This is a genomic window from Pseudomonas sp. MAFF 730105, from assembly GCF_055380705.1.
The window spans coordinates 1754531-1773782 of record NZ_AP018438.1; the positions used below are offsets into that span (position 1 = coordinate 1754531).

Genomic DNA, 19252 nt, shown 5'->3' on the forward strand with positions numbered 1-19252 from the left:
CCGGTCCCGTGGTTTTGAGCTTCAATTCCCCGGGCGGATCGGAATAAAGCGATGCCAGGTCTGCTTCCCAGGATGGGAAAAGACCCTTTGCGTATTGGTACGTTGGTGCCAATGCTTTCTGCCTGAACAGATCAGAGACACGACCATGCATAACGTCGTCATCAGTGGCACCGGCCTGTATACCCCGGCCAACAGCATTTCCAATGAAGAGCTGGTGCAATCCTTCAACGCCTACGTCGCGCAGTTCAATGCCGACAACGCCGAAGCCATCGAGCGCGGTGAAATCGAGGCGTTGACCGAATCCAGCGCGGCGTTTATCGAGAAAGCTTCCGGTATCAAGAGCCGCTTTGTCATGGACAAGGACGGTATCCTCGACCCGCAACGCATGACCCCACGCCTGCCCGAGCGCTCCAATGAGCAATGGTCGGTGCTCTGCGAAATGGCCATCGGCGCCGCGAAACAGGCGCTGGAGCGCGCCGGCCGTACCGTCGCCGACATCGATGGGGTGATCGTCGCCTGTTCCAACTTGCAACGCGCGTACCCGGCCATCGCCATCGAAGTCCAGGAAGCCCTGGGCATCGAAGGTTTCGGTTTCGACATGAACGTGGCTTGCTCCTCGGCGACGTTCGGCATCCAGGCCGCGGCCAACAGCGTGCAACTGGGCCAGGCTCGGGCGATCCTGATGGTCAACCCCGAAGTGTGCACCGGCCACCTGAACTTCCGTGACCGCGACAGCCACTTCATCTTCGGCGACGCGGCCACCGCCGTGATCATCGAGCGGGCGGACCTGGCGACCTCGCCGCATCAGTTCGATGTGGTCAGCACCAAGCTGCTCACCAAGTTCTCCAACAACATCCGCAACAACTTCGGCTTCCTCAACCGCGCCGCGGAAGAGGGCATCGGCACCCGTGACAAGCTGTTCGTCCAGGAAGGCCGCAAGGTGTTCCGCGATGTCTGCCCGATGGTGGCCGAGCTGATTGGCGCTCATCTGGAAGAAAACCAGTTGAACGTCGAGCAAGTGAAGCGCTTCTGGCTGCACCAGGCCAACCTGAGCATGAACCACCTGATCGTGCGCAAGCTGCTGGGACGCGAAGCCACTGAAGAGGAAGCCCCGGTGATCCTCGACCGCTATGCCAACACCAGCTCGGCGGGTTCGGTGATTGCGTTCCACCTGAACCAGGATGACTTGCCCAGCGGCTCGGTGGCGGTACTCAGTTCGTTTGGGGCGGGGTATTCGATTGGTAGCGTGATCCTGCGCAAACATTGATCCAGTTGTTAGCGGATTTATTGTGGCGAGGGGATAATTCCCCTCGCCACAATAGTGTCAGGCATATGAGAGCTTGAATGACTACCACCAACGACACCCAACTGCTCCAACGCTTGCTGGCGGGGGAGCAGCGCGCCTACAAGGAACTGGTCAGCACCTACCAGAGCCCGATGCGCGCGGTCGCCTATGCCATCGTTGGCAGTCGCCATGCCGACGAAGTGGTGCAGGACGCCTGGCTGTCCGTGGTGCGCAACCTCAGTGGTTTCCAGGGCCGCTCCAGCCTCAAGACCTGGTTGCTGACCATCGCAGCCAACGCTGCCAAGGGGCGCTACAAGCAGAACCGTCGCGAGGTGCTGCTCGACGACCTGCCATCGCCCCATGGCACGCTCGGCGATGATCGCTTCGCCGCCGATGGCCACTGGTTGCTGGCGCCGTTCGCCTGGCACCAGGACACGCCGGAAGCGCTGCTGACGGAGAGCGAATTGCGCGATTGCCTCGAGCACACGCTGCTCAGCCTGTCGGAACTGCAAGGCAGCGTGCTGACCTTGCGCGAGCGCCAGGGGCTGGAGCTGGAAGAAATTTGTAATCTTCTGGGGATCTCGCTCTCTAACGTACGCGTGCTGTTGCATCGCGCCCGGCTGAAGGTCTTCGCGACCGTGGAACATTTCGAGGAGACCGGCGAATGCTGACCTGCAAGGAACAAGTGGCTCGCTCCAGCGATTATCTCGACGGTCAATTGAGCTTTCGCGAACGCCTGATGGTGCGTCATCACCTGATGTTCTGTCCCAACTGCCGACGTTTCATTCGCCAGATGAAGCTGATGCAGGCCACCCTCAGAAAGCTCCCAGAGCCGCCCGTTCCCGACCTGGATCACCTCGCCGAAAAACTCGCCGCCGAGCGCCGCCGGCATTCGCGCTGAACCTTGAATCACCACGAGACACCCTGTGGGAGCGAGCCTGCTCGCGATGAGGCCGTGCCAGCCGACATCCCTGTCAACTGACAGACCGCTATCGCGAGCAGGCTCGCTCCCACAGGGGGCGGCTGAACGAAAAAAGCCTGGCGTTGCTGAATCGGACGGATGATGGGACCGATGCAGCAACGTCAGGCTGTAAGATGCGCGTCGGGCTTCCTTGCCCGAGCTGTAGAGCAGTGATCAGAACTTCGCTTCAGCATCCAGTTGCAGGGTGTTGATCTTCGAGTCCTTCAGCGTGGCGTTGGTGTAGTCGGAATCGGCCATGAAGTACGTCGCGCCGAGCGAGAAGTTCTTGTCCAGTTCGTAGCTCGCTTTCAGCTTGCTGCCACGCGAACCGGTGAAGCCGTTGGCGAAGTCGGAGTCGGTGAAGGCACCGACCACGGCGTTACGCTGTACGTCGCGATAGTTGTAGTCCAGGCCGAAGCCGAAGACTTTGGTCTTGGCACCCACCAGCCAGCCCATGTCCTGATCGTTGCTGGCGTCCTTGTTGTTGACCACTTGGCCGTACAGCGACAGTGGCATTGGCAGGCCGCCGATGTCGAGCTGGCCAAAACCTTCGTACAGCTTGAATTGCTCGTTCGCGCTGTTGCCGTTGATGGCCAGGCGGCAGTTGTTGGCCGAGCAGGTGTTGTTGATGTCGTTGTCGTTATCGTAGGCGTAGATACTGCCACCCAGGGTCATTTTCAGGTTGTCAGTGATCGCGAAGCGAGCGCCCAACTGGCCTGCGTACAGGCGCAGGTCGTGACGGAATTGTTTGCCTTCGCCGTCCACGTTGTCTTTGAGGGTGTAGTGGCCGGCGCTGCCGAACAACTCGGTGCTGGTGCCCAACGGGTATTTATAGGAGGCCGACAGACCTTCCGGGCTGATGTCGCTATCCCAGATGATGTCGCCCATGCTCACCCACTGTTGTGGCATCTTGCCGCCAACGAGGTGCAGGTTCTTGATGGCGTCCGGGTGGTAGTCGACGTAGCCCTGGTCCAGCCACAGGTCTTTCTTGGTGAAGTTGTTGTCCAGGCTCTGGTTGGTGGAGCGCGAATCGTTGTCGCTGCCGGTGGCGATGCGAATGCCGGTGTCCACTTGCGGGTTGATTTCGCTGTAGGCACCCAGGCGAACACGGATACGTTGGCGATCCTGGTCACCGGTGTTCGAGACGCCGTCGTTCTTCACGGTTTCCTGACGGAAGCGCACGTCACCTTTGAACTGGGTCTTGGCGGCCCAAGCCAGTTTCTGGTCGAAGGAGCTCAGCTCGTTGGTCTTCTTCGCGGTCGCGGCGATCTGTTCGTTGGTCTCCTGCTGAGCCTGGCGAGCGATTTGTTGCTCCTTTTGATCCCGGGCCAGTTCGGCTTGCAGTTCGGTGTACTGCGCGGTGGTAATCGAACCGTTGGCCTTGAGCATGTCGAGCAGTTTGGCGTCGACTGCGGCGCTGGCCGGTACACTCATGGCCAGCAACAGACCGCCACACAGGGCCGCCGCAGTTTTTGTGGAAGCAAGACGCATATCAATCTCCGAAGGATGAGAGAGGATGACGGATCATCCAAGACACAACCGACCGTTGAAGGACGGAAACGGTGACCGGGCTGTTAGAACCCGGCGCTCTAAAAACAGGCGCCAGTATCGCGATGGTTTATGACAGGGCGGTGGCAATGTGATGGCGCATCGGTGACGTTTCGGTGTCGTTCTGAACTTTTCTGAGCGAGCCTTGTCGACGTCGCGGGGTGTGGAACTCACGGCGATAAGCGATACTTGCCAGGCTCTGAATCGCGAAGTGGAGAAGAATCGATGTCGTTGCAGCGCCTGCACAGACTGTCTGAAATAGCACCACGCACCTGGGATGCCCTGGTACCGCAGAGCCAGCCGTTTCTGTGCCACGCCTTCCTCAGCGCGTTGGAGGACAGCGGCAGTGTCGGTGCGCATTCCGGATGGCAGCCCGAGCATCTGTTGCACACGGGCGGTGACCGGCTGATCGCCGTATTGCCCAGTTATCGCAAGTGGCATTCCTACGGCGAATACGTGTTCGATCATGGCTGGGCGGACGCTTGCGAGCGTGCCGGCATCGACTATTACCCGAAGCTGCTGACCGCTGTGCCGTTCAGTCCTGTCAGCGGGCCGCGTCTACTGGCGGCTACGGTCGAGGACGGTTTTGAGTTGCTCAAGAGTTTGCCGGGCTACCTGGAAATCGAGGGGCTTTCCAGTGCCCACATCAACTTCACGGATTCCTTCACCGACACGGCGCTGGCCGGGCAAGAGGGCTGGATGCAGCGGATCGGTTGCCAATACCACTGGCACAATCGCGACTATCGGGACTTCCAGGATTTTCTCGACGTGCTCAGTTCCCGCAAGCGCAAGCAGATGCGCAAGGAGCGCGAACAGGTGGCGGGGCAGGGCATCGACTTCGAATGGTTCGAGGGGCATCAACTGGATGAGGCCCAGTGGGATTTTGTCTACGCCTGCTACGCCAACACCTACGCCGTGCGTCGACAGGCACCGTACCTGACCCGGACATTTTTCAGCCTGCTGGCCGAGCGCATGCCCGAGGCCATTCGCGTGGTGCTGGCCAAGCAAGGATCGCGGCCGGTGGCGATGGCGTTCAGTCTGGTAGGGGGCGACAGTTTCTACGGGCGTTACTGGGGCTGCCTGGCGGAATTCGACCGCCTGCACTTTGAAACCTGTTTCTACCAAGGCATGGATTACGCGATTGCCCAAGGCTTGCAGCGATTCGATGCCGGCGCCCAGGGCGAGCACAAATTGATTCGCGGTTTCGAACCGGTGATTACCCGGTCATGGCATTACTTGCGCCATCCCGGGTTGAAAGCGGCGGTGGCGGATTTCCTTGTTCGGGAGCAGGCGGGGGTGTTGGCGTATGCCGAGGAGGCGAGGGGGGCGTTGCCGTATCGGCAGTGTTGAGTTCACTGGCTGACACGGAAATTCTGTGAAGAAGGCCCTTGGTATGGCGAGGGGATTTACCTGTGGCGAGGGGATTTAGCGAAACGTCGCCCCGCCCCGTTGGGCTGCGAAGCAGCCCTAAAGCCTGACAGCTCGGTGTGTCAGGTAGATTGAGTTGGATTCTCTTGGGGCTGCTTCGCAGCCAGCGGGGCGGTGCGACGTTTCGCTAAATCCCCTCGCCACAGATAAATCCCCATTGCCACAGGTGGTTGAGTCAGGTTTCAGTCAATCCCCACAAACCCACCCGTCTGATGCTGCCACAACCGCGCATACAATCCGCCATGGGCCAGCAGTTCGGCGTGGCTGCCGGTTTCGGCGATGCGGCCGTTGTCCAGCACCACCAGCCGGTCCATCCGGGCGATGGTCGAGAGGCGGTGGGCGATGGCGATCACGGTCTTGCCTTGCATCAGCGTCTCGAGGCTTTCCTGGATCGCCGCTTCCACTTCCGAGTCGAGTGCTGATGTCGCTTCGTCCATGATCAGGATCGGTGCATCCTTGAGCAGCACCCGGGCAATGGCGATGCGCTGGCGCTGGCCGCCGGAGAGTTTCACGCCGCGTTCCCCCACATGGGCGTCGAAGCCGGTGCGGCCCTGGGCGTCCGACAGCAGCGGGATGAACTCATCGGCACGAGCCTTGCGCACGGCTTCCCAGAGCTGTGCGTCGGTGGCGTCGGGCTTGCCGTAAAGCAGGTTGTCGCGAATCGAGCGATGCAGCAGCGAGGTGTCCTGGGTGATCATGCCGATCCGTTCGCGCAGGCTCTCCTGGCTCACCTCGGCGATGTCCTGGCCGTCGATGAGGATCCGCCCGCCCTCGACGTCATAAAGACGCAGCAGCAGGTTGACCAGGGTGGATTTTCCCGCGCCGGACGGGCCGATAAGACCGATCTTTTCCCCGGGCTTGATCACCAGGTTCAGGTCGCCGATCACACCGCTCTTCTTGCCATAGTGGAAATCCACATGCTCGAAGCGCACTTCACCCCGGCCCACGGCCAATGGCCTGGCGTGCTCGCGGTCGGTGACGCTGACCGGTTGGGCGATGGTCTGCAGGCCGTCCTGGACCATGCCGATGTTTTCGAAGATGCCGTTGACCACCCACATGATCCAGCCGGACATGTTGACGATACGGATCACCAGTCCGGTCGCCAGGGCAATGGCACCGACGCTGATCAGCGACTGGGTCCACAACCATAGCGCCAGGCCGGTGGTGCCGACGATCAACAGCCCGTTCATGCTGGTGATGACCACATCCATGCTGGTCACCACGCGGCCGGCCAGCTGGGCTTTTTCGGTCTGCTCCTGGATGGCTTCGCGAGCGTATTGCTGTTCGAAATTGGTGTGGGCGAACAGCTTCAGCGTGGTGATGTTGGTGTAGCCGTCGACGATCCGGCCCATGAGCTTGGAGCGGGCATCGGACGACACCACCGAGCGCTCTTTGACTCGTGGCACGAAGTAATAGAGCGAGCCGATGTAGGCGGCGATCCACAGCAGCAGGGGAATCATCAGGCGCCAGTCGGCTTCGGCGAACAGCACCAGCGAGCTGATGGCATAGATCAGCACGTGCCACAATGCGTCCACGGCCTGCACCGCCGAATCCCGCAGGGAGTTGCCGGTCTGCATGATGCGCTGGGCAATGCGCCCGGCGAAGTCGTTCTGGAAAAAATTCAGGCTCTGCTTGAGCACATAGCTGTGGTTCTGCCAGCGGATCAGGCTGGTCATGCCGGGGCTCAGGGTCTGGTGCACCAGCAGGTCATGCAGGGCCACGAAAATGGGCCGCAGGATCAGTGCCACCACGGCCATCCACGCCAGTTCCAGGCCATGGACCTTGAAGAAGTCGACGTTGGGCGTGCCTTGGGCCAGGTCGATGATGCGACTCAGGTAGCTGAATAGCGCCACCTCGATCAGTGCGCCGATCAGGCCCACCACCAATAGCGCAGCGAAGCTCGGCCAGACTTGTCTCAGGTAATACGTGTAGAAGGGCAGGACGCGGTTCGGTGGGGCCGAGCTCGGTGCGTCGCGGAAGATGTCGATCAGCTTTTCGAAACGGCGATAAACCATGGTAAACAGCCCGGGCGGGGCTCTCCTTTTTTGCTGTGAGCGGCGCGGGATCGCCGTCGCCGCTCAGGCTTGCCCTGTACCGTCAGTTAGTCGATGCGCTTGGCCGACTTGATGATCACAGGGTCGATCGGCACATTTTGCATGCCTTGTTTGGTGGTGGTCTGGGAGTTGACGATGATGTCCACCACGTCCATGCCCTTGACCACTTTGGCGAACACGGCGTAACCGGCGTCACGGCCCGGGTCGAGAAACGCGTTGTCCGCCACGTTGATGAAGAACTGGCTGGTGGCCGAGTTCGGATCGGAAGTGCGGGCCATCGACAAGGTGCCGCGAACGTTGTGCAGGCCGTTGCTGGCTTCGTTCTTGATCGGCGCCTTGGTGTCTTTTTGTTGCATCTGCTGGGTGAAGCCGCCGCCCTGGGCCATGAAGCCCGGGATCACGCGGTGGAAAATCGTGTTGTTGTAGAAACCGCTGTCCACGTACTCGAGGAAGTTCTTGGTACTGATGGGGGCCTTGACCGGGTCCAGTTCGATTTCGATCTGGCCGTTGGTGGTGTCCAGCAGCACGTGGGGCGCTGGCGCGGCCATCAGGTTGGCGGCGAACAGAACGGAGCCGGCGGCGAGGGCGATTTTTTTCAGCATGGGGTCATTGATCCTGGGTGGTGGAATCGACTGCAGTCAAAAAGTCGAGCAGGGTTTGATTGAAGCGTTCAGGTTGGTCCAGCGGGGTAGCGTGCCTTGAATCGGTGAAGACCACCAGCCGTGCATCGGGCAGCAGTTTTACATAGGCTTCTTTCACTGCCACCGGCGTGTAGTCGTGGTCGGCGCAGATGACGAGGGTTGGACAGGCCACCTGCGAAAGTCGTTCCTGGACACCCCAGCCCACGACGGCATCGAAGCTGGCGAGATAAGCATGTTTGTCGTTTTTTGCCCAGCGCCGGGCCATTTCAAAGCGTAAATCCGCCTGTTCAGGTTTGGGAAACAGCTTGGCCCCCAGAGCCTTGCCGATGGTCTCCAGGCTAAGGATACGCATCAGGCTCCAGCGCTTGAACCACTGCCAGCAGTCGTCCAGGGTGCGGATCTTTACTTGCGGCGCGCTGTTGACGATGCACAGGCTCTTGACCCGCCCGGGCTCATCCACCGCCAACTGAAAGGCGATCATGCCGCCCATGGACCAGCCCACCAGGTGCACCGGGCCCAGGCGCAGGTGTTCGATCAGGGCAATCAGGTCGGCGCTGAAACCTTCAATGCTGTAGGGACCGCGGGGTTTATCGGAGCGTCCGTGGCCGCGCACATCCACCACGATCAGGCGGTAATGGGCGGACAACACCGGGATCTGTTTTTCCCAATCCAGGGTGCTGGAGCCCAGCCCATGGACCAGCAGCAGGGGGGCGCCGTGGCCGTATTCCTCGTAGTGCAGATTGCAGTCTTCGTGTGCGAAATAGGCCATGGCGAACTCCTTGTCAGGCTTGTTCAGTGGCGGCGAACGGCGCATCCAGCGGCGCGGTATCGAAGGTGCGCAGCAGTTCGATGAGGATCTGCGTGGCCGGGCCCAGGGGTTTTTCCTTGTTCGAATACAGGTAGAAACTCGGGTTGCGGCTGCCGCCCTGATCCAAGGGTAGCCGCTTGAGCGTGCCTTCCCGCAGTTCCCGCTCGATCATGTGCCGGGGCAGCCAGGCGAAGCCCAGGCCGCTGCCGACGAAGGTCGCGGCGGTAGCGAGGCTGCCGACCGTCCAGCGTTGCTCGGCACCGAGCCAGCCCACGTCCCGGGGTTGCTGGCGACCGGAATCACGGATCACCACTTGCAACTGGCTTTCCAGGTCCTGGAACGTCAGCTCGCGATTGAGTCGATGCAACGCGTGTTCGGGATGGGCCACCGCGACGAACTCCACGTCGCTCAGCTCCGCCCCGAGGTAGCCGGGGATGCTGAAGCCAACGATGGCCAGGTCAGCGACGCCTTCGAGCAACACCTCTTCCACGCCTGACAGCACTTCCTCACGCAGACGTACCCGGCAGCCGCGGCTTTGCGGCATGAACGCCGTCAGGGCCCGGACGAGGCGGGCACTGGGGTAGGCGGCGTCGACCACCAGGCGTACTTCCGCTTCCCAGCCTTGTTCCATGTGATGAGCCAGGTCTTCCAATTGGCTGGCCTGTTTCACCAGTTGCCGGGAGCGCCGCAACAGCACGCCGCCGGCCTCGGTCAGCACCGCTTTGCGTCCATCGATGCGCAGCAAGGGTACGCCGAGCTGATCCTGCATGCGGGCCACGGTATAGCTCACCGACGATTGGGAGCGGTGCAACACGTCGGCGGCCTGGGCGAAACCACCGTGGTCCACCACGGCCTGCAACGTTCGCCATTGATCAAGGGTCACGCGGGGCGCTTTCATATTGAGCTCCTCTTGTCCTAAGCTGGCGGTCCCTTGGTGGAGACAGCCGAATGAAGAAAATCTGTTGTGCAGTGCTGGCCCTGTTGCCGCTGACTGCGTTCGCGTACCCGATCGATGTGGAAAAACACCTCGACGGCCTGAGCATCGACTACACCGCCTACGACACTGACGCCGACATCGGCTCCATCCAGGTCAACAACTACGGCAGCACCGACGCGGCCTGCACCGTGGTGTTTCGCAACGGTCCGGAAGCCCCTCGTACCCGCAAGATCGAGGTGGCCGCCGGCAAGTTCAAGAACGCCACCGCCAAGTTCAACCGCAACATCATCAAGCTGCGCATCGAGCTGACCTGTAAGCCAAAGTAAGCTGAACCTGGGACGTCTGTTCAGCTTATAAACGAATTTATCGATGCTTTGCAGCAAATATTTGCGCTTTTTCATCGATATAGTCCCTATTAATCTCTGCTCCATCGACTGACAACTCATTCAGATGGAGCCTACATCCCATGTCCCGCGTTCTGATCATTGAAAGCAGTGCCCGCCAGCAAGACTCGGTTTCCCGTCAACTGACCCAGACTTTCATCAAGCAGTGGAAAGCCGCTCACCCGGCCGATGAAATCAACGTCCGCGACCTCGCCGTCAATGCCGTGCCTCATCTGGACGCCAACCTGTTGGGTGGCTGGATGAAGCCCGCCGAGCAGCGCAACGACATCGAGAACGCTTCGCTGGAGCGCTCCAACCAACTGACCGATGAGCTGTTGGCCGCCGATGTACTGGTGATGGCCGCGCCGATGTACAACTTTGCCATCCCCAGTACTTTGAAAGCCTGGCTCGACCACGTGCTGCGTGCCGGGGTGACTTTCAAGTACACCCCCACCGGTCCCCAGGGGCTGCTGACCGGCAAGCGGGCTTTCGTCCTGACCGCTCGCGGCGGCATCCACGCCGGTGGCAGCTCCGATCACCAGGAACCCTACCTGCGCCAGGTCATGGCCTTCATCGGTATCCACGACGTGACCTTCATCCATGCCGAAGGCATGAACCTGGGCGGTGACTTCCAGGAGAAGGGCTTGAATCAGGCCAACGCCAAACTGTCCCAAGTCGCCTGACTTGTTAATCCTCGGGTAATCGTCGGGTGGTCTAGTGGCCTGGCGATTCCCTTCAAACCGTTTCGCGCATCGAACCTCCCTTTGCACTTATTGCTCCTGAGTGCAGTAGCCCGATTGAACGCATTGGCGAGATCGGGCTTTTTTTTGAGAATGGTTTTTAACCAGTCTTCACTCTATGCTGGGCGGACAGAATGGAGGCTGTGGACGATGTTCAGACTCAGGCGCAAAACATGGGCGTTACTTCTGGCCTACATCTTAGGGGTCAGTGGCTATATCTATTACCTCTATGTCGAGACCCAGGGGATCCTGACCGACAACATCAATAGCAAACTGCTGCATGCTGCGCTGGGCGCTTCGGCCATCCTCGGTGACGGCTATCATGACAACCTGATCGACAAACAATCCAAATCGCCGGCGCAAGACTGGGACGCCATTCAGCGGCTTTCCAGTTTCAATGAGTCAATGGGCACCGCCTTTGTCTACAGCGTGATCAAGCGCGATGGAAAGGCGTATCTGATCAGTTCCAGCGCATCGAAGAAAGAAATCGAGGAAAAGAACTTCGTGCGTTTCTTCGACCCTTATCCCGATGCCAGCCAGGCGTTACTCGACAGCTTCGAGCGCAGCGAGCCCACCTGGATCGACTACTCGGATCATTGGGGGGACTTTCGTGCGGTCTTCGTTCCGATGAAGTCGAAGGACGGTACGGTTTATGTGGCGGGGGCGGAGATGACGTTGGCGGATTACTACCACCAACTCAATCAGGATTCGCTGCACCATATCATTCTTGCCATCCTGGTTTTTCTCGCCTTCAGCCTTTTCCGCACCCGTGCTCATCTCCAGCAGTTGCAAACGAACGAGCGGATATTGAATGAGGCAAAGAATGCCGCCGAGGAAGCGGACCGTTCAAAAACCAGATTTCTCGCCACCATGAGCCATGAGATCCGTACCCCCATGTACGGGGTTATCGGTGCAACCGAGTTGCTGGCACGTTCATCCCTGACTGTCGAGCAGAACAGCCTCCTGAAAACGATTCAAACCAGCGGACGAAGCTTGCTTTCGCTGATCGACAACGTGCTCGATCTGGCAAAAATCGAGGCGGGTAAACTTGAGTTGAAACCTCGTGTATTTGAATTGCGGAGCCTGGTTTCATCCAGCGTTGAAATCATCCAGCAGAGCATCAAGGACAAGCCGATCGTCATCGAGACGCAGGTTTCTGCGAGCGTACCTCATTGGGTTAAAACCGATCTCGATTGTCTGCGTCAGGTATTGATCAATTTGCTGGGCAACGCGATCAAGTTCACCGAAAGCGGAAAAGTATCGCTCACGGTCACGACGAGTGGACACGACGCTGGAGTCTGGCTCGACTTTTCCATACACGATACCGGCATAGGCATCCCCGAAGAGCGGCAAGGCAGTCTGTTCGAGCCCTTCGTTCAGCTTAAAGGCACCGTCAGTCAACGTTTTACCGGGAGTGGCCTCGGTCTTTCAATCTGCAAGAAACTGGTCGAAGCCCAGCAGGGGACTTTATCTTTTACCAGCCAATCGGGTGTCGGTTCGACGTTCTCTTTCTCGCTCCCTATGGAGCCTTTTCGAGGCTCGGAAATCCCCTTGGATGACGAGCATGCTGCAGTGGATTTCGACTCATATTTCGCCACGCGTTACCCGCTCGATATCCTGCTGGTAGAGAACCATCCAGTGAATCAGAAAGTGGCCATGGCGATGCTGGAAGCGCTGGGGTATGTCTCTGATCTTGCCTCCGATGGCCTGGAGGCGGTCAGTCGCTGTGCGACGTCGATGCCAGAGGTCATTCTCATGGACATCAACATGCCTGTGATGGATGGGGTGGAAGCGATCCGCAAGATCCGTGCGCTGCCCCAGGGCGATGCTTGTTACATCGTTGCTTTTACCGCGAGTGTTTTTTCCTATGAGGTCGAACGTTTCAGGGCCGCCGGTGCCGATGACATTCTAACCAAGCCGGCAAATTTCCAGGCCGTGACCCGCGTGTTTCAGCGTGCAGCCAATGATCGGCAGCAACGCCAGGTTCGCACGCCGGCGGTGGATGAAGTGTCCTGTTGAAGTGGGTTTGGGGTGAACGCCTTTCACTGATCCGGCAAAAACCGCTATCTTCGCCGCCTTCCGAAACGAGGGGCGTATGGGCTATCTACTTTTTGTGACATTGATCCAGGCATTTTCCTTCAGCCTGATCGGCGAATACCTGGCCGGGCATGTGGACAGTTATTTCGCGGTACTGGTCCGGGTGCTGCTGGCCGGGCTGGTATTCATTCCATTGACCCGCTGGCGCCAGGTTGAAGCGTCGTTCATGCGCGGCATGCTGTTGATTGGCGCCTTGCAGTTCGGCGTGACTTACGTCTGCCTGTACCTGAGTTTCCGGGTGTTGACGGTGCCCGAGGTGCTGCTTTTCACCATCCTCACGCCGCTGCACGTCACCTTGATCGAAGACGCGTTGAACCGTCGTTTCAATCCTTGGGCACTGGTCGCTGCACTGGTGGCCGTGGCCGGAGCGGCGGTGATTCGCTATGACCGGATCAATCCGGATTTCTTCATGGGCTTCTTGCTGCTGCAACTGGCCAACTTCACCTACGCGGCCGGGCAGGTGCTGTACAAGCATCTGGTGGCCCGCCACCCGAGCGACCTGCCGCACTACCGGCGTTTCGGCTACTTCTACCTCGGTGCGCTGGCGGTGGCGTTGCCGGCGTTCCTGCTGTTCGGCAAGGCCAATTTCTGGCCTGAAGCGCCGTTGCAATGGGGCGTGTTGGTGTTTCTCGGCCTCGTCTCCACTGCACTGGGGCTGTACTGGTGGAACAAGGGCGCCTGCCTGGTCCAGGGCGGAACCTTGGCGGTGATGAACAATCTGCACGTGCCTGTAGGGCTGTTGTTGAACCTGCTGATCTGGAACCAGCACGAGGCATTGGGCCGGTTGTTCCTGGGCGGCGGTGTTATTCTGCTTGCGGTGTGGATCAGTCGGTTGAGCCTGCGCAAGCCGCAGCCTGTCTAGTCGCCAGTTGTTCGACCAGGAAGTCGATGAAGGCCCGGGTTTTCTGTGGCAGGCGCCGGGCTGACGAATACACCGCGTTGATGCTGATCGCCGGCGCTTGCCATTCGCACAGCACCGGCACCAGCCGCCCGGCCGCCAGAGCGTCTTCCACAATGAAATCGGGCAACAGCGCAATGCCCATGCCGGCCTCGGCGGCCTGCGCCAGCAAGTCGCCGTTGTTGACGTGCAAGGGGCCGGTGACATTGACCCGTTGCGTCTCCTTGCCATTGCTCAATTGCAGGCTCACGCCACTTTGCAGGTAGCCGTAGTTGAGGCACTGGTGGGTGCGCAGGTCCTGGGGCGTCTGCGGGACGCCCGCACGGCTGAGATAAGCCGGGGCGGCAACCATGATGCGCGGCGCCGGCGCCAGTTGCCGGGCGATCATGGTCGAGTCGGGCATGCTGGCGATGCGGATGGTCACGTCGAAACCGCCGCGCACCGGATCGACCTGCTGGTCGCTGAGTACCACTTGCAGCTCGATGTTCGGATGCCGCTCATGGAACAGCGGTATCAGCTTGCCCAGCCGTCGCAAGCCGAACGACATCGGCGCGTTGACCCGCAACACCCCGCGTAACTCACCGATCCCATCCCGTGCCCGCTGCTCGGCCTCATCCAGGGCCGCCAGGACCTCCCGAGCCGCTTCGAAATACTCGGCGCCCGCTTCGGTGAGATGCAGGCTGCGCGTGGTGCGTTGCAGCAGTTGCACACCGATGGCTTCTTCCAGCGCTTGAATCTGCTTGCTGACCTTCGACCTCGGCACGTCCATGGCCCGGGCGGCTGCCGCGAAGCCGTTCTCGCCCACGGTGACGACGAACGCGCGCATGCATTCGATGCGATCCATGATTGTTCCTTTTTTAGAATCAATGATTCTCGATTTTAGGTAATTGTCCCTTTTGTGGCTAGCCCCTAAAGTACACCCATGCCGACGACATCACCGCTGAAGCGAACGTCGACAAACCCTAACCGATTGAAATTTCGACATTAAAAAGGAACACACCATGTCTATCCGCGAACTGCTGAACCCAACCAACTCCGCCCTGATCCTGATCGACCACCAGCCACAAATGGCCTTCGGCGTACAGTCGATCGACCGTCAAACCTTGAAGAACAACACCGTCGGCCTGGCCAAGGCAGCGAAGATCTTCAACGTACCGACGATCTACACCTCGGTCGAAACCGAAAGCTTCAGCGGCTACATCTGGCCTGAGTTGTTGGCAGTCCACCCGGATCAGAAGCCTATCGAGCGTACTTCGATGAACTCCTGGGAAGACAAGGCGCTGGTTGACGCGGTGAAAGCCACCGCCCGCAAGAAACTGATCATCGCGGCGCTGTGGACCGAGGTCTGCCTGACCTTCCCGGCACTTGAAGCACTGGCTGAAGGCTACGAGGTCTACATCGTCACCGACGCCTCGGGCGGCACCAGCAAAGAAGCGCACGACATGTCGGTGCAGCGGATGATTCAAGCCGGTGCGGTGCCGGTGACCTGGCAACAAGTGCTGCTGGAATTCCAACGTGACTGGGCACACAAAGAGACTTACGAAGCGGTGATGGGGCTGGTACTGGAACACAGCGGCGCTTATGGCATGGGCGTGGACTACGCCTACACCATGGTGCACAAGGCTCCGCAGCGTCAGGTCAAGTAACCAGCAGATAGCTACAACCCCTGTGGGAGCGAGCCTGCTCGCGATAGCAATCAATCAGACGACATCGATGTCGACTGGTATTGCCAATCGCGAGCAGGCTCGCTCCCACATGGGTTTGTGGTGTTCATGACTTTTGGCTATGACACGTGACCTGTGGAAGCCGAGCTTGCTCGCGATGACGGCGGCACATTCAAAATGGATGTTGACTGACCCACTGCATTCGCGAGCAGGCGCGCTCCCACATGGGTTTGTGGTGTTCATGACTTTTGGATATGACACGTGACCTGTGGGAGCCGAGCTTGCTCGCGATGACGGCGTCATATTCAAAGTGGATGTTGACTGACCCACCGCCATCGCGAGCAAGCTAGGCTCCCACAAGGATCGGTGGTGAATTCAGATCACCTGCTTCTGCTCCTCCGGAATATGACTTGCGCCCAACACCGCCGGCAGCAACCCTGAACGCAAATCCATGCCACTCGGCTGCTGATACAGGTTCAAGCCGAACTCCGGCATCACCGCCAGCAAATAGTCGAAAATATCCCCTTGGATGCGTTCGTAGTCGGCCCATGCGGTGGTGCGGGTAAAGCAGTAGATTTCCAGCGGGATGCCCTGGGCCGTGGTTTGCATCTGGCGGACCATGCAGGTCATGTTCGGCTGGATTTCGGGGTGGCTCTTCAAGTAAGCGAGGGCATAGGCCCGGAAGGTGCCCAGGTTGGTCATCCGGCGACGGTTGGCCGACATCGCCGCAACGTTGCCCTGGGCTTCGTTCCAGGCCTTGAGCTCGGCTTGCTTGCGGCTGATGTAGTCGGTCAGCAGACGAACATGGGTCAGGCGCTGTTCCTCCTCATCATGCAGGAAGCGTACGCCGCTGGCGTCGATGAACAGGCTGCGCTTGATCCGTCGTCCGCCGGATTGCTGCATGCCGCGCCAGTTCTTGAACGACTCGGACATCAGCCGCCAGGTCGGGATCGAGACGATGGTCTTGTCGAAGTTCTGCACCTTGACCGTGTGCAGCGTGATGTCCACCACATCACCGTCGGCGCCGACCTGGGGCATTTCGATCCAGTCGCCGACTCGCAGCATATCGTTGCTGGTCAATTGCACGCTGGCGACGAACGACAACAGGGTGTCCTTGTACACCAACAGGATCACCGCCGACATCGCACCCAGGCCTGACAGCAGCAATAACGGCGAACGGTCGATCAGAGTCGCGACGATGATGATTGCGCTGAATACGTACAGCACCATTTTTGTCAGTTGCACGTACCCCTTGATCGAGCGGGTCCGGGCGTGTTCGGTGCGGGCGTAGACATCCAGCAGGGCGTTGAGCAGGGCGCTGAGGGTCAGCATCAGGAACAGAACGGTGAAGGCCGTGGCGACATTGCCGAGGAACACCAGGCTGGTCTTGCTGAGCCCGGGTACCAGCGGCAGGCCGAACTGGATGAGCAGCGAGGGCGTCATCTGCGCCAGGCGATGGAAGACCTTGTTGTGGCGCAGGTCGCTGACCCAATGCAGGGCCGGCTGGCGACCGAGCAGCTTGGCGCCGTGCAGGATCAGGTAACGTGCCACGCGTCCGAGCACCAGGGCAATGGTCAGCAGCAACATCAGGGCGAGGCCGGTATGCAGGAGCGGGTGCTGGTCGAGGGCTCCCCAGAGGTCTTGGATGTTGAACCAGAGCTGTTTGATGTCCATGGGCGAAACGGGTCTTCTATTGGAATTCGACGAGGGATTAGAGCATTTAAGCCTGCCGAAGTGACTGTTGATGGCGAGTCGGCCGTGAAAAAAGCCACTGATTGTCGCCGTTTGCATAAAGAAACTCGGCCTTCGCGCTCGAAACCGTTACCCTATGCAGCTGTTTTTTTGCATTTCTTCGAGGTAGCACCCGTGTTTTCCGAATTCGCCCTGCACGAACGCCTGCTCAAAGCCGTGGCCGAGCTTAAATTTGTCGAGCCAACGCCGGTGCAGGCAGCGGCCATTCCGCTCGCGCTCCAGGGGCGTGACCTGCGGGTGACGGCGCAGACCGGCAGCGGCAAGACCGCCGCATTCGTGTTGCCGATCCTCAACCGCCTGATCGGCCCGGCCAAGGTCCGTGTCAGCATCAAGACCCTGATCCTGCTGCCAACCCGTGAACTGGCCCAGCAGACCTTGAAGGAAGTGGAGCGTTTCTCGCAATTTACCTTCATCAAGTCCGGCCTGATCACCGGCGGCGAAGATTTCAAGGTCCAGGCCGCCATGCTGCGCAAGGTGCCGGACATCCTGATCGGTACGCCGGGGCGGATGATCGAACAACTGAACGCCGGCAACCTCGATCTGAAGGAAGTCGAAGTGCTGGTGCTGGACGAAGCCGACCGCATGCTCGACATGGGCTTTGCCGAAGACGTGCAGCGCCTGGTGGACGAATGCGCCAACCGCCAGCAGACCATGCTGTTCTCCGCCACCACCGGCGGTTCGGGCCTGCGGGAAATGGTCGCCAAGGTGCTGAACAACCCAGAGCACTTGCAGCTCAACGCGGTCAGCCAACTGAACTCCACCACCCGCCAGCAGATCATCACCGCGGATCACAACCAGCACAAAGAACAGATCGTGAACTGGTTGCTGGCCAACGAAACCTACGAAAAAGCCATCGTGTTCACCAACACCCGCGCCATGGCTGACCGCATCTATGGTCGCCTGGTGGCGCAGGAATACAAGGCGTTCGTGCTGCACGGCGAGAAGGACCAGAAGGACCGCAAGCTGGCGATCGATCGCCTCAAGCAGGGCGGTGTGAAGATCCTCGTGGCCACCGACGTCGCCGCGCGCGGCCTGGACGTGGATGGCCTGGACATGGTCATCAACTTCGACATGCCTCGCAGCGGCGACGAATACGTGCACCGCATCGGCCGTACCGGTCGCGCCGGCAACGATGGCCTGGCGATCTCGCTGATCTGCCACGGCGACTGGAACCTGATGTCGAGCATCGAGCGCTACCTCAAGCAGAGCTTCGAGCGCCGCACCATCAAGGAAGTCAAAGGCACCTACGGCGGACCGAAAAAGGTCAAGGCCTCGGGCAAGGCCGTGGGCGTGAAGAAGAAAAAGGTCGACGCCAAGGGCGACAAGAAGAAAACCGCCGCCAAGGCCCCGACCAAGCGCAAGACCGCCAACCGCCCGAAGACCGACGCTCCGGCGCTGGTCAGCAAGGACGGCATGGCCCCGCTCAAGCGTCGCAAGCCGCAAGCGCCAGCGGCTGAGTGAATCGGCCGTAAGGCTGCATAAAAGAACCGGACCTTGGGTTAATGCCAGTCAGTTAAGGATCAAATGGCACAACCCCTGTGGGAGCAAAGCTTGCTCGCGATAGCGACAGATCAGTCAACGTTGTTGCTGACTGACTTACCGCAAGCGCGAGCAAGCTTTGCTCCCACAGGTTTGTGGCGTAACTGATCGGCATTAGAACCTTGGGTCCGGTTTTTTATGCGTATTCGCCAAGCAATCAACCTGCCCTCTTCCCCGCATCCTTCAATTCCTCCAGGCGCTTATCAATCAACTGGCACTTGTCCGGCACGTCCTTGCTGGCGGTTTCCAGATCCATGGCCTGCAGCTCATCATTCATTTCCTTGGCCTTGGCCGGGTTCTGTTGGGTGAGCTTGCTCACTTCCTGAGCGAGCTGTTCACGCTTGGCGGTGGCTTCTTCGGGCGTACAGGTGGCCCAGACGGGCAAGGCGCAGATGAGCGTGGTAGCAAGGGTGAATTTCAGGAGGTTTTTCATGGTGTGGGCCTCGTATTCCTTGTTGGGCAGGTAAGGGGTTGAGGCCGATGTCGGGTGGAAAGTTCACTGACCGCACTTCTTTTC

At 59.7% G+C, this 19252-nt stretch carries 18 protein-coding genes; 10 read left to right on the plus strand and 8 right to left on the minus strand.

The annotated features are described in order from the left end of the window. The first annotated feature begins 145 nt into the window (after positions 1-145). From PCOSP_RS07910 to PCOSP_RS07920, 3 genes are all read left to right on the plus strand, one after another. Positions 146-1267 (plus strand): beta-ketoacyl-ACP synthase III, encoded by a 1122-nt coding sequence (locus tag PCOSP_RS07910; protein ID WP_024780430.1) that lies wholly within the window; start codon positions 146-148, stop codon positions 1265-1267. A gap of 77 nt (positions 1268-1344) precedes the next feature. Continuing rightward, on the plus strand, positions 1345-1956 hold the full coding sequence (locus PCOSP_RS07915) for an RNA polymerase sigma factor (RefSeq protein ID WP_464710786.1): 612 nt from the start codon (positions 1345-1347) through the stop codon (positions 1954-1956). Beyond that, complete coding sequence (locus PCOSP_RS07920; protein ID WP_024780432.1) at positions 1950-2186, plus strand: anti-sigma factor family protein; 237 nt, start codon at positions 1950-1952, stop codon at positions 2184-2186. Before PCOSP_RS07915 ends, PCOSP_RS07920 begins: the two co-directional genes overlap by 7 nt. Before the next feature lie 234 nt (positions 2187-2420). Here the strand turns inward: PCOSP_RS07920 and PCOSP_RS07925 are convergent, their stop codons facing one another. Next, a complete protein-coding gene (locus PCOSP_RS07925; RefSeq protein ID WP_464710787.1) occupies positions 2421-3737 on the minus strand; it encodes a putative porin in 1317 nt (438 codons plus the stop codon). Positions 3738-4019: 282 nt separating this feature from the next. Here PCOSP_RS07925 and PCOSP_RS07930 point away from each other — a divergent pair, with 282 nt between their 5' ends. Then, positions 4020-5144 (plus strand): GNAT family N-acetyltransferase, encoded by a 1125-nt coding sequence (locus tag PCOSP_RS07930; protein ID WP_464710788.1) that lies wholly within the window; start codon positions 4020-4022, stop codon positions 5142-5144. 260 nt (positions 5145-5404) lie between these two features. On the opposite strand, the gene PCOSP_RS07935 is transcribed toward PCOSP_RS07930, so the two are convergent. The 4 genes from PCOSP_RS07935 to PCOSP_RS07950 all read right to left on the minus strand — a co-directional run bounded on the left by PCOSP_RS07935 (position 5405) and on the right by PCOSP_RS07950 (position 9623). Next, positions 5405-7237 carry an ABC transporter ATP-binding protein gene (locus PCOSP_RS07935; RefSeq protein ID WP_464710789.1) on the minus strand — a complete coding sequence of 611 codons (1833 nt, stop codon included), beginning with the start codon at positions 7235-7237 and terminating at the stop codon, positions 5405-5407. An 86-nt stretch (positions 7238-7323) separates the two neighbouring features. Beyond that, positions 7324-7878 (minus strand): peptidylprolyl isomerase, encoded by a 555-nt coding sequence (locus tag PCOSP_RS07940; protein ID WP_041020173.1) that lies wholly within the window; start codon positions 7876-7878, stop codon positions 7324-7326. Positions 7879-7882: 4 nt separating this feature from the next. After that, positions 7883-8686: an alpha/beta fold hydrolase gene (locus PCOSP_RS07945; RefSeq protein ID WP_139649576.1), complete on the minus strand. Its 804-nt coding sequence runs from the start codon at positions 8684-8686 to the stop codon at positions 7883-7885. A gap of 13 nt (positions 8687-8699) precedes the next feature. After that, positions 8700-9623, minus strand: a complete 924-nt coding sequence (locus PCOSP_RS07950; protein ID WP_464710791.1) for a LysR family transcriptional regulator — start codon at positions 9621-9623, stop codon at positions 8700-8702. Between the two features lie 50 nt (positions 9624-9673). On the opposite strand from PCOSP_RS07950, the gene PCOSP_RS07955 reads away from it, so the two are divergent. From PCOSP_RS07955 to PCOSP_RS07970, 4 genes are all read left to right on the plus strand, one after another. Then, positions 9674-9988: a 3-phosphoglycerate kinase gene (locus PCOSP_RS07955; RefSeq protein ID WP_139649574.1), complete on the plus strand. Its 315-nt coding sequence runs from the start codon at positions 9674-9676 to the stop codon at positions 9986-9988. Positions 9989-10128: 140 nt separating this feature from the next. Further along, complete coding sequence (locus PCOSP_RS07960; protein WP_139649572.1) at positions 10129-10728, plus strand: FMN-dependent NADH-azoreductase; 600 nt, start codon at positions 10129-10131, stop codon at positions 10726-10728. 207 nt (positions 10729-10935) lie between these two features. Continuing rightward, positions 10936-12804 carry an ATP-binding protein gene (locus PCOSP_RS07965; protein ID WP_139649570.1) on the plus strand — a complete coding sequence of 623 codons (1869 nt, stop codon included), beginning with the start codon at positions 10936-10938 and terminating at the stop codon, positions 12802-12804. Positions 12805-12880: 76 nt separating this feature from the next. After that, entirely contained in the window at positions 12881-13744 is an 864-nt protein-coding gene (locus tag PCOSP_RS07970; RefSeq protein WP_139649568.1) for a carboxylate/amino acid/amine transporter, read from the plus strand. On the opposite strand, the gene PCOSP_RS07975 is transcribed toward PCOSP_RS07970, so the two are convergent. Next, positions 13707-14624 carry a LysR family transcriptional regulator gene (locus PCOSP_RS07975; RefSeq protein WP_139649567.1) on the minus strand — a complete coding sequence of 306 codons (918 nt, stop codon included), beginning with the start codon at positions 14622-14624 and terminating at the stop codon, positions 13707-13709. The genes PCOSP_RS07970 and PCOSP_RS07975 overlap by 38 nt on opposite strands. 157 nt (positions 14625-14781) lie before the next feature. Between PCOSP_RS07975 and PCOSP_RS07980 the strand changes: the two genes are divergently transcribed. Continuing rightward, on the plus strand, positions 14782-15426 hold the full coding sequence (locus tag PCOSP_RS07980; protein ID WP_464710792.1) for a hydrolase: 645 nt from the start codon (positions 14782-14784) through the stop codon (positions 15424-15426). A 393-nt stretch (positions 15427-15819) separates the two neighbouring features. Here PCOSP_RS07980 and PCOSP_RS07985 read toward each other — a convergent pair whose 3' ends face one another. Beyond that, positions 15820-17118: a mechanosensitive ion channel family protein gene (locus PCOSP_RS07985; RefSeq protein ID WP_139649563.1), complete on the minus strand. Its 1299-nt coding sequence runs from the start codon at positions 17116-17118 to the stop codon at positions 15820-15822. Between the two features lie 192 nt (positions 17119-17310). Here PCOSP_RS07985 and PCOSP_RS07990 point away from each other — a divergent pair, with 192 nt between their 5' ends. Beyond that, positions 17311-18657 carry a DEAD/DEAH box helicase gene (locus PCOSP_RS07990; protein WP_139649561.1) on the plus strand — a complete coding sequence of 449 codons (1347 nt, stop codon included), beginning with the start codon at positions 17311-17313 and terminating at the stop codon, positions 18655-18657. A gap of 235 nt (positions 18658-18892) precedes the next feature. On the opposite strand, the gene PCOSP_RS07995 is transcribed toward PCOSP_RS07990, so the two are convergent. After that, positions 18893-19168, minus strand: a complete 276-nt coding sequence (locus tag PCOSP_RS07995) for a hypothetical protein (protein WP_464710793.1) — start codon at positions 19166-19168, stop codon at positions 18893-18895. Positions 19169-19252: the final 84 nt, after the last annotated feature.

Coding starts and splice junctions, on each gene's coding strand:
- PCOSP_RS07910 (WP_024780430.1), top strand. CDS start 146: ATGCATAACGTCGTCATCAGTGGCACCGGCCTGTATACCCCGGCCAAC.
- PCOSP_RS07915 (WP_464710786.1), top strand. CDS start 1,345: ATGACTACCACCAACGACACCCAACTGCTCCAACGCTTGCTGGCGGGG.
- PCOSP_RS07920 (WP_024780432.1), top strand. CDS start 1,950: ATGCTGACCTGCAAGGAACAAGTGGCTCGCTCCAGCGATTATCTCGAC.
- PCOSP_RS07925 (WP_464710787.1), bottom strand. CDS start 3,737: ATGCGTCTTGCTTCCACAAAAACTGCGGCGGCCCTGTGTGGCGGTCTG.
- PCOSP_RS07930 (WP_464710788.1), top strand. CDS start 4,020: ATGTCGTTGCAGCGCCTGCACAGACTGTCTGAAATAGCACCACGCACC.
- PCOSP_RS07935 (WP_464710789.1), bottom strand. CDS start 7,237: ATGGTTTATCGCCGTTTCGAAAAGCTGATCGACATCTTCCGCGACGCA.
- PCOSP_RS07940 (WP_041020173.1), bottom strand. CDS start 7,878: ATGCTGAAAAAAATCGCCCTCGCCGCCGGCTCCGTTCTGTTCGCCGCC.
- PCOSP_RS07945 (WP_139649576.1), bottom strand. CDS start 8,686: ATGGCCTATTTCGCACACGAAGACTGCAATCTGCACTACGAGGAATAC.
- PCOSP_RS07950 (WP_464710791.1), bottom strand. CDS start 9,623: ATGAAAGCGCCCCGCGTGACCCTTGATCAATGGCGAACGTTGCAGGCC.
- PCOSP_RS07955 (WP_139649574.1), top strand. CDS start 9,674: ATGAAGAAAATCTGTTGTGCAGTGCTGGCCCTGTTGCCGCTGACTGCG.
- PCOSP_RS07960 (WP_139649572.1), top strand. CDS start 10,129: ATGTCCCGCGTTCTGATCATTGAAAGCAGTGCCCGCCAGCAAGACTCG.
- PCOSP_RS07965 (WP_139649570.1), top strand. CDS start 10,936: ATGTTCAGACTCAGGCGCAAAACATGGGCGTTACTTCTGGCCTACATC.
- PCOSP_RS07970 (WP_139649568.1), top strand. CDS start 12,881: ATGGGCTATCTACTTTTTGTGACATTGATCCAGGCATTTTCCTTCAGC.
- PCOSP_RS07975 (WP_139649567.1), bottom strand. CDS start 14,624: ATGGATCGCATCGAATGCATGCGCGCGTTCGTCGTCACCGTGGGCGAG.
- PCOSP_RS07980 (WP_464710792.1), top strand. CDS start 14,782: ATGTCTATCCGCGAACTGCTGAACCCAACCAACTCCGCCCTGATCCTG.
- PCOSP_RS07985 (WP_139649563.1), bottom strand. CDS start 17,118: ATGGACATCAAACAGCTCTGGTTCAACATCCAAGACCTCTGGGGAGCC.
- PCOSP_RS07995 (WP_464710793.1), bottom strand. CDS start 19,168: ATGAAAAACCTCCTGAAATTCACCCTTGCTACCACGCTCATCTGCGCC.